The sequence below is a fragment of the Phormidesmis priestleyi ULC007 genome, assembly GCF_001895925.1.
Classification (GTDB): Bacteria; Cyanobacteriota; Cyanobacteriia; order Leptolyngbyales; family Leptolyngbyaceae; genus Phormidesmis_A; species Phormidesmis_A priestleyi_A.
In genome coordinates this window covers 45,425-59,006 of record NZ_MPPI01000003.1, presented here as the reverse complement: position 1 = coordinate 59,006, position 13,582 = coordinate 45,425, and the positions used below count along the sequence as shown (strand labels likewise).

At 50.0% G+C, this 13,582-nt stretch carries 11 protein-coding genes; 3 read left to right on the top strand and 8 right to left on the bottom strand.

Features of this window, described 5'->3' with window-relative positions; translation table 11 throughout:
* Positions 1 to 505 precede the first annotated feature (505 nt).
* Positions 506 to 2,878, top strand: a complete 2,373-nt coding sequence (locus BRW63_RS04155) for a hybrid sensor histidine kinase/response regulator (protein ID WP_073069666.1) — start codon at positions 506 to 508, stop codon at positions 2,876 to 2,878.
* A gap of 284 nt (positions 2,879 to 3,162) precedes the next feature.
* Here the strand turns inward: BRW63_RS04155 and ribD are convergent, their stop codons facing one another.
* On the bottom strand, positions 3,163 to 4,272 hold the full coding sequence (gene ribD / locus BRW63_RS04150; protein WP_317615792.1) for a bifunctional diaminohydroxyphosphoribosylaminopyrimidine deaminase/5-amino-6-(5-phosphoribosylamino)uracil reductase RibD: 1,110 nt from the start codon (positions 4,270 to 4,272) through the stop codon (positions 3,163 to 3,165).
* Complete coding sequence (locus BRW63_RS04145) at positions 4,269 to 4,802, bottom strand: hypothetical protein (protein WP_073069665.1); 534 nt, start codon at positions 4,800 to 4,802, stop codon at positions 4,269 to 4,271. Before BRW63_RS04145 ends, ribD begins: the two co-directional genes overlap by 4 nt.
* 178 nt (positions 4,803 to 4,980) lie before the next feature.
* On the opposite strand from BRW63_RS04145, the gene BRW63_RS04140 reads away from it, so the two are divergent.
* The gene (locus BRW63_RS04140) at positions 4,981 to 5,292 is read left to right on the top strand and encodes a 2TM domain-containing protein (protein WP_073069664.1); all 312 of its coding nucleotides are present in this window, start codon (positions 4,981 to 4,983) and stop codon (positions 5,290 to 5,292) included.
* A 64-nt stretch (positions 5,293 to 5,356) separates the two neighbouring features.
* Positions 5,357 to 5,665 carry a DUF3181 family protein gene (locus BRW63_RS04135; protein ID WP_073069663.1) on the top strand — a complete coding sequence of 103 codons (309 nt, stop codon included), beginning with the start codon at positions 5,357 to 5,359 and terminating at the stop codon, positions 5,663 to 5,665.
* Positions 5,666 to 5,737: 72 nt separating this feature from the next.
* Here BRW63_RS04135 and BRW63_RS04130 read toward each other — a convergent pair whose 3' ends face one another.
* The 6 genes from BRW63_RS04130 to BRW63_RS28065 all read right to left on the bottom strand — a co-directional run bounded on the left by BRW63_RS04130 (position 5,738) and on the right by BRW63_RS28065 (position 13,211).
* Positions 5,738 to 6,139, bottom strand: a complete 402-nt coding sequence (locus tag BRW63_RS04130; RefSeq protein WP_073069662.1) for a type II toxin-antitoxin system VapC family toxin — start codon at positions 6,137 to 6,139, stop codon at positions 5,738 to 5,740.
* Positions 6,127 to 6,348 (bottom strand): hypothetical protein, encoded by a 222-nt coding sequence (locus BRW63_RS04125; RefSeq protein ID WP_073069661.1) that lies wholly within the window; start codon positions 6,346 to 6,348, stop codon positions 6,127 to 6,129. Before BRW63_RS04125 ends, BRW63_RS04130 begins: the two co-directional genes overlap by 13 nt.
* 66 nt (positions 6,349 to 6,414) lie before the next feature.
* Entirely contained in the window at positions 6,415 to 9,027 is a 2,613-nt protein-coding gene (locus tag BRW63_RS04120) for a DUF3536 domain-containing protein (protein ID WP_083582679.1), read from the bottom strand.
* Positions 9,028 to 9,459: 432 nt separating this feature from the next.
* A complete protein-coding gene (gene trmFO, locus BRW63_RS04115; RefSeq protein ID WP_073069807.1) occupies positions 9,460 to 10,845 on the bottom strand; it encodes an FADH(2)-oxidizing methylenetetrahydrofolate--tRNA-(uracil(54)-C(5))-methyltransferase TrmFO in 1,386 nt (461 codons plus the stop codon).
* Positions 10,846 to 11,497: 652 nt separating this feature from the next.
* Positions 11,498 to 12,025 (bottom strand): hypothetical protein, encoded by a 528-nt coding sequence (locus BRW63_RS04110; RefSeq protein WP_280523186.1) that lies wholly within the window; start codon positions 12,023 to 12,025, stop codon positions 11,498 to 11,500.
* A gap of 160 nt (positions 12,026 to 12,185) precedes the next feature.
* Complete coding sequence (locus tag BRW63_RS28065) at positions 12,186 to 13,211, bottom strand: hypothetical protein (protein ID WP_181314413.1); 1,026 nt, start codon at positions 13,209 to 13,211, stop codon at positions 12,186 to 12,188.
* Between the last annotated feature and the right edge of the window lie 371 nt (positions 13,212 to 13,582).

The following is a 13,582-nucleotide window of genomic DNA, read 5'->3' as shown; positions in this document are numbered from 1 at the left end:
GACCCTTCGATCGTAAGATAGGTTTTTAGTTTAGGAACTTACGGGTATGTTATTGTGAAGAGTGAAGGCACCGGCAAAAGGGCAACGTTTACCGTCCGATTGCCACCCAAAACTACTACCATTTACAACTCGATTCAGTGAGCGACTCTCCTGACAGAGGGTGCGACCTCTACTTGATACAAAATGCCTGTAATCTATATTTGAAAAGGTTTTTGAGTTTCTTCAAAGCAGATATTAAATTTACTCATTGACTTCCACAATAAATTATCAAAAACCTCATGGAACAAAGAACCGAGAGTTTTCTTGGGACATCAGATAGAGGTCGCACCCTGACAGACAGTCAGCTTCCCTCACCGCAAGGCTCAAAAGTTCTGGTCGTTGAGATGATGACAAGGCTTGTGAATCGATTTCGACTTGTTCTTAAATGCAATGCAGAAGTGATGTTTACAACCTCAACCCGTGAGGAAAAACCAAAAACTGATCTTTGCGTAGGTTATGAGTGTATATGGCAGAGCAACGCATCGTTTTGATCATCGAAGATTCTGAAAGCGATCGCTCTGTTTTTAGACGGTATTTGTTCGCTGATTCTGAAATCTCTTATCAAATTCTAGAAACTGACTCCGCTGCCGAAGGGCTGAACCTCTGTCGTGTTCAGGTTCCTGACGGAATTTTGCTCGGCATTCAGCTATCAGACTTTAATGGCTTTGAGTTTTTGACCCAACTAAAAGCGCAGACCGATGGCAATTGCCCGCCTGTGATTATGGTCAGCGGTGATAACGATGCTGTCACCGCCACCAGCGCATTCAAAAATGGGGTCGAAGATTATTTAGTCAAAGGGCTACTCACACCCGACGACGTGCGATTAGCGATGCGGAGCGCGATCGAGAATGCCAAACTGCGCCGAAAACTTCAACACAGTGAAGAAAGCTTCCGCGCCTCTATCGAAACCATGCTCGATTGCTTTGGCATTCACACAGCAATTCGTGATGACACTGGGCAAATTATCGACTTTCGTATTGATTACTACAATCAAGCCGCCCTTGAAAGCAACCGCCTGACCGCTAAAGATGTTGGCAAAACGGCGCGTGAACTGTTTCCGGCGTATCGAGACAGTGACGTGTTTGCCTCACACTGCCGCGTCGTCGAAACCGGGGAACCGATGCTTGAAGAGTCACTGGAATATTCAGACCGATTTGGAGGGCAGCATCTTTCCAGAGCCTATGAGGTGCGGGCATCAAAATTAGGCGATGGGCTGGTGATGGCGTGGCGAGATGTCAGCGATCGCTTGCGCGCCGAAGACGAACGTCAGCGGTCTGAAGAAACAGCCCGGCAGCAATTTGCAGAGATTGAAGCGATCTATACGGCCGCTCCTATTGGGCTATGCTTCATCAATACCGATTTCAAATTTGTCCGAATCAATGAGCGGTTAGCCGAGATTAATGGCTTGCCTGTGTCTGAGCATATTGGGCGCACCCTGCGGGAGGTCGTGCCAGAGATGGTCGATCAACTAGAGCCGATCTATCGACAAGTGATTGAGTCGGGTAAACCGATTCTTGATTTAGAGGTGAGTGGGATCAATCGTGCCCAACCTGGAGTAGAGCGTCACTGGCTGGTTAGTTACTATCCCCAGAAAGATACGGACGATCGCGTGTTCGGCATCAATGTGATGGTGTTGGAAATCACCGATCGTAAACAAGCTGAAACTGAACGAGGTCAGCTACTTAGAGAAGCTCAAGCTGCCCGCGAAGAAGCCGAAGCCGCAAACCGCAGCAAAGACGAACTCTTGATGATCGTTGCTCACGAATTGCGATCGCCCCTCAACTCAATTTTTGGCTGGGCGCGGCTATTGCAAACTAAACCTTCTGATCAAGCGACATTAACTCGTGCGTTGCAGTCGATCGAGCGCAGTGCCAAAACTCAATCGCAACTGATCGAAGATCTGCTCGATATCTCGCGCATGGTGCAAGGCAACCTGAGAATGGATCGCGTGTTGGTCAATCTGCCCTTTGTGATTGAAGCCGCGATCGACATGATTCGCCCCTTAGCTGAGTCAAAACAAATTCAAATTAAATCAAACATCGATCACGCCGCGAACGAAGTTTTAGGAGATTCTAATCGTCTACAGCAAGTGATTTGGAATCTGTTGACGAATGCAATCAAATTCACTCCAGAGAATGGTCAAGTAGAGATTACGCTAACGCAAAAAGACTCACAGGCAGAAATCTGTGTGAAAGACACCGGAAAGGGCATTAATGCAAACTTTTTACCCTATGTGTTTGATCGCTTTAGGCAAGCTCAAACCAACGTTCCTCGATCGCAAGATGGGTTAGGACTCGGACTCGCGATCGTACGCGAACTGATCGAACTTCACAACGGCACGATTCAAGCTGAGAGCCAAGGAGACGCGCAAGGTGCAACCTTCACGGCAAGATTGCCCCTCGTCAACTGTTGCTTGCCGCTCTCTGATCCTCAAAATGGCGCTTCTGAAGGCTTTGACCAACTGCAAATTTTAGTGGTTGATGACGAACCCGATAGCCTTGAATTCGTCAAATTTTTGCTCGAAAACGAAGGCGCGACGATCACCACAGCAACCTCAGCAGACGAGGCGATCGCCGCCTTTCAACAACTCACCCCGACGTTGATTATCAGCGATATTGCAATGCCGCTAAAAGACGGTTATGAAATGTTGCGTGAAATTCGTGCCCTAGAAGCAGGTCACAATGTTCCGGCGATCGCGCTGACTGCCTATGTGGATGAAGATGTCAGGCAGCAAGCATTTGCCGCAGGCTATCAAATTCATCTACCTAAACCGTTGGATATTGGGCAGTTAATCGAAGCGATCGGGGCGCTGACAAAACAGTGCCCAACTCAACGTTAAAGATGGTGGATTAAATAAGACCCGGATTTACCCTCACCCCAGCCCTCTCCCGCAGGAGAGGGAGCCAGAGTCCGGTAGGGCTAGGGGCTGTGGGCGAAAGGCTAAAACTAATCCCAATTTGATTTGTGAATGCGACCGATTCGCATGAGGACACGGCAGCGCCATGTCCGTACAAAAAGCGTAGGGGTATGGCATGCCGTGCCCCGTCGGATTAAACGATCCGTCGCAATTGCTTCCAAAATTGGTATAAAATGTAGCTTGAACAATGTAGGGTTCTATTTAATTCACAAGTTTAAATACCCTTCAATCAAATAATCTCCCTCGATCGCGCTCCATTGGACTCGCTCTAAAGTCAGTGCTTGAGTCATGTCCATCAGTCCTAAGTCGCCGACGGGTGAAGGGGCACCGATGCCGCCAATAATTTTGGGCGCAATAAACGCCAGAATTTTCTGCACACAGCCATCAGCGATCGCGCGAGCTGCCAACGTGCCGCCACACTCCCATAAAACAGCAGATAAGCCGCGATCGTACAAATGTGTCATGGCTGCAAATGGAGTTAGCTGCTCAAGCTCCATGACTTCGACTCCTTGGTCAACTAAGCGTTTCTGAATATCTGGATTCGCTCCCAAACTTGTCAAAACAAGCGTCGGAACCGTTTGAGTTTGCCAAAGGTTTGCACTTGTGGGCAGATCGAGCGATCGACTCATCACCACTCGTAAAGGATTGTGAGCAGTCGCGCCATGAGTCGTCAAATGAGGATTATCTTTGCGAACAGTATTACCGCCAACGACGATTGCCTCACAGGTCGATCGCACCTGATAGACTCGCTGTCGCGATGCCGTTCCGGTGACCCAACTACTATGCCCGGTTGTGGCGGCGATTTTGCCATCTAAAGTCATGGCATATTTCAAAATGCCAAACGGACGGCGGTGCAGAATGCGATGGACAAATGCCTCGTTTAATGCTTGACACGCCGCCTCTTCTACGCCGATCGTCACCCCGATTCCTGCCTCCCGCAGTCGAGCAATACCTCCACCCGCTACTTTAGGATTTGGATCGACCATGCCCACCACCACCCGTCTTAGCCCTGCCGCAATCACCGCTTCAGAGCAAGGAGGCGTTCGCCCATAGTGATTACAGGGTTCTAGATTGACGTAGAGTGTTGCACCTTGGGCAAGTTCTCCAGCGTCTCTCAAGGCAAAAATCTCAGCATGAGGGTCGCCCGCTTTGGGATGAAACCCTTCGCCTACAATTTTCTGGTTTTGCACAATCACCGACCCAACTAATGGGTTAGGTGCCGTCTGACCCTGCGCGGCTTGGGCAAGTTCCAGACATCGCCGCATCATGGCCCGATCGAATTGCTCTTGTTCGGCGGTCTGGCTATCTATGCTCAAGACGATCGCGATGTAGAATATTGGCTCAACACTTCTTGCCCCCAGCGCACCAGTTTTTCGGGTCCTTCCATCATCAGCAGATATTGCCCCCGGTTGAGGTGATGACGATAAACACTAACGGTTGTGCCTTCGCCAAACAGGCCAAACAGTCCGCCCACAAAGGCTCCAAAAAACCCGCTAACTACCCCAGCAGTCGGGATTAGCCATAGAGGTTTCAGGCTATCGAGGTTGCTGTAGCCGTGACTTTGCACTAAAACCAGCACAAAAGCAATCAGCGAACCGATCGTGCCTGCCACGATTGACCAGCTACGCGCTTGACGCATAACAATTTGCATCGGTCTGAGCAACCCGATGTGGTCAGGGTTGCTATAACCCTTGCCCACGATCGCCAAATGTTCGGGAGAAATGCCGTAGTAGTGCAGCAATCGATATGCCTGAAAAGCAGAGGCTTCATCTGGAAATATCGTGACTGCGAGATGAGTCTGTCGGCGCACGAGACCCGTTTTTCGCAAGAACCTGGTAACTGTCACAAAGTGAATGGGGGAAATGGCGGTTTCTGTCTGAATTCTAAACCGTTGCGATAGATTTGCTCAGTATCAAACAGACTAATTTAATTATTTTTCACCCTTCGCGCCTGCCTGTCTACTCTTCTCTTTTCCCCTTTCCCGCTACCATTGAGATATCACATTTCTGCTGTGGGTTTGTTCTATGCCTCCTCGTTGGTCTCGGATTCCCGATCGTAAAGATGCTGACTATCGTCGCCTTGATGATCGTATGACGTTTGCCACTCACGTCCCCCTGTTTACGGCAGTCAATTCTGGGATGTGGTTTTTTAAGATTTTGCAGAAGGCTGACTGGTCTTGGTCAGTCTGGGTGACTGGCATTTGGGCGGCGATTTTGCTGGCTCACGGAATTTATGTGTTTGCGATCGCTGACTATTCTGAACCTGTGGCAACAACTCCAGCCCCAGCAACAGGCTTCAAGCCACGAGAGAAATCTGCAAAATCATCCAAAGGATAGGGGTCGCTAGGAGGAGTTGACCGTTAGTAGTTAATTATCACTCAAACCTTTTTAATTTACTCTTATGGCAAAGTTAAGCACGTCTGAAACAATCGAGTCTCTAGCGGCAGACATTGGCGAAAACATCTACATGGATGTTGCAAAGTGGCATCTTTATTTATCGGATGCCCATTTGCACACCGTTTTAGCAGAAAAGCTTTATCCTCTAATGTCTGAGAAATCGATTCAAGAAGAACAGGTATTAGAGATTCTTCGCGGCATCCCTGTAAAGCTGGGCGGCGGTAAGCGTGAGGTGCCTCTGATCGACCTGCTGCCGATGCAATGCCAGGTCAATCTGATCGATTTAGTAGAAGAGTTCCAGCGAAATTTGTAGGGACATAGCATGCCATGCCCGGTGTTGCAAAATTAAGGGCGATCGCTGCGATTGCTTAAACATTGCGTTTGACTATTTCATCAAACAAGTGTCAAGTTCAGAATATTGAGAAAATAAACCATCCACACTGGCAAGCTTCGCTCTATATTCCAAAGCTGTCGCAATAATCAAGCGATCGAACGGATCTCTGTGAACAGGAGATAAATCGACTGCACGGCAGGCAATCTCAGGAGTTAAAGGGAAGAGCGTGATTCCTGCTGGTTCTAACGCATCTTGAAACCATTGATTAGCAGGACAAGGCAGCTCTAGTCGTCCTCGCCGCTGTGCTAGAGCAATTTCATAACATGAGATTGCTGATACACCGACTTGTCTAGCTGTTGCGATGATATCTCGCCAATGGGATGGAAATCGCTCAAACTCCTGAGTCATTGACCAAAACCAAATGTGGGTATCAAGCACAATCACTTGAGACATTCCCAATCCTCTTCATCCACGATCGGACTCACAAGGTCGCCCAAGGTTTTGCCCTTACCCGCGATCGCATCTGGCGGAAATCGACGTTTCACAGGCAATGCAGTCTCCTCTAAAACTGTCACAATCACACGGGCAGACTGCACCGAAGGCTGTTCTCCTAACCACTTCACCTGACCATTGTCATAAATCGCTTCGTAGCTTTTCAGCATGGCTATTTCCTAGGTAATCTCGATACGCTAATTGTATCGATCGTCTCCCTGTTTATTCTCAGAGCATTAAGCGATCGAGACATTGACTGCCAGCTTTTGCCCTAATCGGAGCCAATGTGGTTGAGAACTGTCCTGCGAAGATTGCAGCCATTGCAGATACAATTCTTGAGCTTGGGCGAGGTTGAGATTAAGCCGAAGTTGCTGACCTAGATCGAGCAAGCGTTCTAAACGCAGAACTTCTCTCGCTGCGGTTTTAGAATCAAAGTGCAACAGTTGCCAGAGCGATCGCTGGATAAATCGCTCTAGGATTTGTTTTGCTTCGAGCGCCGTCAGATTGCAGTGGAGGTGGTTGGCTTCGGTCGCGATCGCTTCCAATTCGAGCAGGTGATTTAAACTTGCGTCGAGACGATCACTGGCAGCATCGCTGGTTTCTTGTTCGAGCGATCGCAGTGCTAACAGCAGACGATGACTCAGGGCAATCTCTGCGGCGACCTGCAATTCTCGCGGTGCGGGCAACTCGTCCCGATGGAACGCCATCAGCACTCCATAATTGTCTCGATAAACCTGTGTGTAAAGCTGATCCAATCGAGTCAGGGTTTCTTGAGTCAAAAGCTGCATAATGCGGTGACGCTCTTCGGCAAACAAGGTCTGCAAACTGTAGGACTGATTGCCAAAAATCTGACTCATCGCCAAGATAGTCTGTGCCGCGCTGCCTTGCTTGAGCGATCCCATCAAGGTTTCTTTGAGCGAGGTATAGCTACGTCGCCCTGCAAACGGCTGAATGCAGCAGTGAAAATCCCAGCCGCCTAGGTGCAGCACAGCAAACACTAGATGAGCGGTTTCGCGGGTGATTTCTGACGTGAGATGCAGTTGCCCGATCGCCAGAGTGAGAGAACCCATCCGCTGCTGCTGATAGTCGAGTTGATGCGCCTCATAGCAATAGACCCGCTCTTCTGTGGTGTATGAGGTAAATAGCGAACTGATGGCGTAGTGTGACGCGACTTGCTCAAAGCTAATTTGGGCAGACACGACGAGTTGACGATAGACTTCGGCACCATTTTTGAAGGAGTCTACGTTGCTCGGTGCCAGCGCTAGTCGCTTCACAAATCCTTTTTCAAGCTGCACTCCGGCGACATCTCCGGCGAGTTCTAGCGCTCTTGAGGCATAGCGAAGAATCTGCGTTCCTTCGGGGCGTGACAGTTCTTCAAAAAACCAGCCGCAGCTTGTGTACATCAGCATGGCGTGGCGCTGCATTTCTAGCAGCCGCAAAGCGTCGATGCGTTCGGCAGCGGTGAGCTTGTGAGTTTGGTGCTGGGCTAAGAAACGATCGACATTGGTGGAGGTACGATCGCGCATAATTTGAATCGATTCATCTCGCGCTAACCAGGGATCGCGAAAAAATTTCTTGCCTGTGTCTTCGTAGACTTTGGTTAACTGATCTCGCAGCCAATCGAGGGCATCGCGCAACGGTCGTCGCCATTGCTGATTCCATAAACCGCCGCCGCCACAGCCACAGTCATCTTGCCAGCGATCGACCCCGTGAGCGCAACTCCAAGCCGTGACGGGCTTTAGTTCGACTTCCCAAGTCGGCGGCGTAAGGCTGAGATAGTGGGCGAAGTTGGTGACCGTCCAACCTTGATGCGAAAACTCTTCATCGAATGCGTAGGCGAGACATTTTTCAGTCCCAGCTTTGTGGTGTCCAAAGGTTTCGCCATCGGTTGCCACTGCGATTAGTTGAGTAGGTCGGTGATCCCCGCGCACGGCTTGACCTAGCCGACTCGCAAGATTGTGAGAACTGCTGAGGGCGCTGTCAAATCCCATATCGCGCGAGATCGGGCCGTCGTAAAAGAAGATATCAAGGTAAGCATCGGGATCGGGTTCCAGGTTCCAGGAGTCAGAGAGCGAGCGATCGCGTCCTTTTTTTAAGAAGCAGCGATAGGGACGAGTCGTATCAATTTGACTGCCGCCGACTTCGCTCCAGAGGTTGGGTTCAGACGCGACTAGAGGACGGCAGCGCTGCGCTTGAGAAGGCGCGAGGATGATGAATTTGATGCCTTCAGCAATCAGTGCCTCGACCGTTGCATCGTCAACGGCAGTTTCAGCCAGCCACATGCCTTCGGGATCGCGCCCAAAGTGCGATCGAAAGTCTGCTTTGCCCCAGCGAATCTGAGTCTGCTTATCTCGCTGATTTGCTAACGGCAGAATCATGTGATTGTATGCCTGCGCGATCGCGTTTCCATGCCCGTTAAGTCGATCGCAGCTCTTGCGGTCGGCTTCTAAGATGCGCTGATAGACTTCGAGATCATGACGCTCGATCCAACTCATTAAAGTGGGGCCGATGTTGAAGCTCAAATATTCGTAGTTGTTGACGATCTTGACGATATTGCCGCGATCGTTCAGCACTCTGGCAAAGGCATTGGGGCGATAACATTCGTGGTGAATCCGCTCATTCCAATTGTGGAAAGGGGCAGCGCTGGGCTGACGCTCGATCGCATCCAAATAAGGGTTTTCGCGAGGCGGTTGATAAAAGTGCCCGTGAACGGTGATGTAAACTCCGATCGCGCGCTTGAGAGGGTTTTGCGAGTCGGATAGCGTCAACGGTTCATGACCTGGCGTGAACTCAATTTCAGAATGGGGATCGGTATCCACTTGAGTCTGCGGAGTTGCATCGATCGTCATAAAAATACTCTTAGGTGAAGGAGAAACCTGGAAGTCGGTGAGATTCAAAAACTGCAAAGCGATCGCACCGAGCTTCTAAAAACAAAGCTGACCCGCACGATAGCGGAGTTGAAAAGAGACAAAAATCTGACTAAAAGCTTAAAGTTGTGGGGATCAACTCAGTCTAAAGGGTGACACCGCTTGATCAACTTTTAAAAACTAGACTTCTCTAGAATTCCCACAGCACTGAAGCTTTGCAAGAATAACTGATTGAATCGCAAGTTCTAGACCAATTTAAGATGAACTTAAGGTTTACAGGGTCATTGCTTGAATCGCTAATTTGCAAAATCACCAAGGATCGTAAATTAAAGAATGTCGGTTACTTGCAAGGCTAATGGGCATAGCAGTGCCATGCCCGTTCGTAAATCTGCCTCTTAAATTTAATTCACGATCCTAAGCTCCGATCGCCGCAGACACTTCCCGATCCGAAATCTTGGTTTGATGGCTCCAGGTGGCGAGATCAGAGAGGGAACGATCGCGATACACGCCATAGCGTTCTTGCTTGTTGCGAATCTTCTGCGGCAGCGCGGGCAAAATGCCAAAGTTGGGCGGCATCGGCTGGAAGTGCTTGGGCGACGCGGAACTGATGAAGTCAAACAAAGAACCCATCATTGTTGTGACAGGGAGTGAGACGGTTGGCAGTCCCAAGGCGATACGAGCGGCATTAGTACCAGCCAACCACCCTCCGGCAGCAGCAGCCGTGTAGCCTTCGGTGCCACTCAATTGCCCAGCAGCAAGCAGCGTCGGGCGTTGTTTAAATTGCAGTGTGGCGTGCAGAAGTTTGGGAGAATTGATAAACGTGTTGCGGTGCATCACACCCATGCGGACAAACTCAGCATTCTCTAAACCGGGGATCAGTTTGAACACGCGCTTTTGTTCGCCCCATTTCAGGTTGGTTTGAAAGCCGACCATATTCCAAAGCTGTCCGCCCTTGTCTTCTTGACGCAGTTGCACCACTGCATAAGGTCGATGGATCTGATTTTCGGGCGCACGGAAATCGCCGAGGCGATCGTCAAACAGTCCCACGGGTTTGAGCGGGCCATAGCGCATCGTGTCTTCGCCGCGTCGTGCCATCTCTTCGATCGGCAAACACGCCTCAAAAAACTTGGCGGTTTCTCGCTCAAAATCTTTGAGTTCTGCCTGTTCTGCCTGACCTAATTCTCGCCAAAAATGCAAATATTGGTCTTTGTTCATCGGGCAGTTGAGATAGGCGGCTTCTCCCTGATCGTAGCGAGATGCCAGAAATGCCACTTCAAAATCAATCGATTCGCCCACGACGATCGGGCTAGCAGCATCGAAGAAACTCAGATATTCCATGCCCGTAAAGCGACGTAGATCCTCCGTTAGGGCGGGACTGGTCAGCGGCCCCGTTGTGAGAACGACAATTCCTTCGGCGGGAATTTGAGGAAGTTCGCCGCGACGCAATTCGATCAGTGGATGGTTGGCGAGAGTGTCAGTCAGGTCTTTGCTAAACTGGGCGCGATCGACCGCCAACGCTCCCCCCGCCGGAACTTGATGTTCGTTAGCTTTGCTAATGACGATCGAGCCTAGCCGACGCAATTCTTCATGGAGTAGACCCGATGCCCGATCGGTGGCTTGTGCCCCAAACGAGTTGCTGCACACTAACTCAGCTAAATGCTCACTGTGGTGAGCTGGGCTAAGTCGTTGAGGACGCATCTCGTGCAAAATCACAGGTACGCCCGCTTGGGCAATTTGCCACGCGGCTTCGGTGCCCGCAATTCCTCCGCCAATCACCTGAATCGGTTGCAAATCTGTCATCAGAAAATAGTTGTAGGTTGACACACTTCGTTAACCTAAGCATGGAGGTCGCCTCCCATGCTTGGCTTCAAAACCGGACGTGAGAGTTTCCGCTTACTCGGCTCCTCTCCAGATTGACCCTGGGTATGGGTACTCAATTGAGTTGAGAGATTGCCGTTTCCACCGTGTATCCAGTTGTGACAGTGACGGTTGAATGGCTGTCAAATTCTCCATTTTGGTATTGCGATGATTTCCATCAAGGTGATGAATTTCAATCGCGTCATCCAGATGGAAATGAAGTCCCCATTCAGCACATTAGCCTTTCTGACGCTTGATGGCAGTTGAGACTCTGTGCTGATGCCAGGGTATACACCCCGTCTTTTACTCCAGTACGTCCAGTTCCCATCGTAGAGGGATACCGTTCCTTTGACCTTGACGTGGCGCTTGATGGGAGTTTCGGCGTGTTTTAAGAGCTTCAGAACTCCATCGCTGAATCTCCATCCTTCACCTTGTCACCACAAAGGGTCGGAATTTCACCGATACGAACATTGTTGGAGTCGAGGTTCAACGGGACTTGCGTTCCTGTGGCTCCTTGCCGCTAATCCCCCAATCTAGAAATAGATTAGTTTCTAGCGAACGAGTCGCACCCGTCCTTTTAGGGCAGGGGAGTGTGTCAACCTTTACCCTTGTGAGTCTTTGGCTCTGGAGGCGACTGAAGCGCCTGATCTAAGACGATACGGGCCTCTTCTGCCTGGGCGCGAGCTTCTCGATATCGCAAATTTGCTTGAGCATAAGTTTTGAGAACTTTGAAGCCATCCTTGAGTTGGATGACTTCTTCCTCGCTCACAAAATCGTCTGAAAACAAAATATCAAGCTGTTCGCGCACTTGTAGCGCCTCAGTGCGAGACTCTTGAACCTTCAGCTTGAGCGTGGCGAGGCTGCTCAAAATCTGAACGGCTTGATTGAGTGAATCTTCATCACCAGCAGCGATCGCTCCGGGGTCTTTGACTTCAATAAACTGTTTCGGACTGAACCCATCTGCTAAATCAGTCGGCAGTTTACCGTCATCCATCAATTCCATGAGTTGATCCATTGCCTTTTCACGGGCTTTTGCGGAGTCTTTGCCCGAAACTGTGAGAATGACTTCGGGGCTTTGAGCAAGCGTATATTGAACCATTGGAGAAGCTAATAACCACAGCACTGGCTTGATTTTAGAGCCTCAAACAGAAATGAGGGCAGAAAATCACGTTCAGTTGTGCGGCAACGAGAGGGCACGACCTATCATGCCCATACCCCGCGCTCTTTCTGGATGAGCATTGCTGTACCCTGATGAGGATCTGTACACGTAAATCGAATTAGGATTATTTTTTCTTAAGGCGCTTATCTTGTCGTCTTCTCGTGAACGCGACTAAGCCAAGTGCCAGTGTAGACCCCAAAAACGTCGATGGTGTCGGAATTGGCTTACCCGGAGGAAGGGTATCTTTGGGCGGAGGCCCTGGTGGATTGGTTCCTGGTGGATTGGTTCCCGGTGGATTGGTTCCTGGTGGAGTAGTTCCCGGTGGATTGGTCACCCGCGAGGAATTATCCTTTTTATGGTCATCCGGTGCCAGGAGAGCGATCATTGCCCCCAGTGCACCTAGACCCCCAATCAGTCCACCGTCTCCCCCCCCGCCAGATGCACCCGGCGGCACACTGCCAGGAGGAGCACCTGCTATCACACCCGGAGGCTCACTTGCCTTGGGGGCACAGGCACTATCGCGCAGTCTGACAATGTAGTCATCAAAATCTTCGTCTTGCTGCTGTCGAGTTTTGACTAGTTTTGAGCCAGTGTCATCCCACGCTATGAGCATGCCGTCTGGGTTGCAAAGATCGGCGGGTTTGCCTGCAAAAACAACTTGCCGTTCTTGATTGGGGTTAAGGGTGTCTGTGGAGTAAACAATCCCAGCGGGGCGACCATTGAGAGTGGATTCTAAATAGAAAACATAATTATTGTTCGCCCGAAACGTGAACTTGGAGATCGGTTGGGGGACGGTATTTCCGGGGGTGCCTGCAAAGTCTAATCGAGTATCTCGATCGTTTACTTTTGTCGAGGGGCGACCTACCGAAGCAGATGCGTCAGCAGGCTTAACTTCAACCAATAGAGGGATCTTTTCGTTGGTGTCAACGTTGAGGACTCCAAACGTAGACTGATAAGCCCCATGAGACTCTAGAAAGCTTGGCTCAAGGGTGGTATCCCGATCGAACTTAATGCCACCGTTGCCGATCGCGATGTCTGCCGCGATCGCTTGGGCTGAGAAGTTGCTTGCTAGCCAGCCAGCCAACACTCCGATCGCAATTTTGGACTGAAAACAAGGTCTTTGAGACGATTTTCGAGTTTGATTACTCATTAGAGGAACACCAGAGAGACTGCGGTCAGATCGGGGGGTACTTAAAAACTGCACTCTTAAAGTCATTGCTATAGGGCTTTTTTTCAGCAGGGTGAAGAAAATTGAGTACTGGGGAAAACACCTAAGTGATGATACTGTAGCGTTCTGTGCCCAATGATGCTGCACTGTGGGTCAAACACATGGAAACTACATAATGCTCCACAAAGAAGCTTTACATAGATTTATTTGCGCCCAACGTAAAAACTTTGAATCGACAAACATCAGTCGATCGGAGCATCCACCAAAGGGAAAACTTACACCCTGAGAAGTACGTTCGTTACACCCTTTTTGCACATGCAAGATATTCGCTTAAACGTAAAAGACTGGCAAGG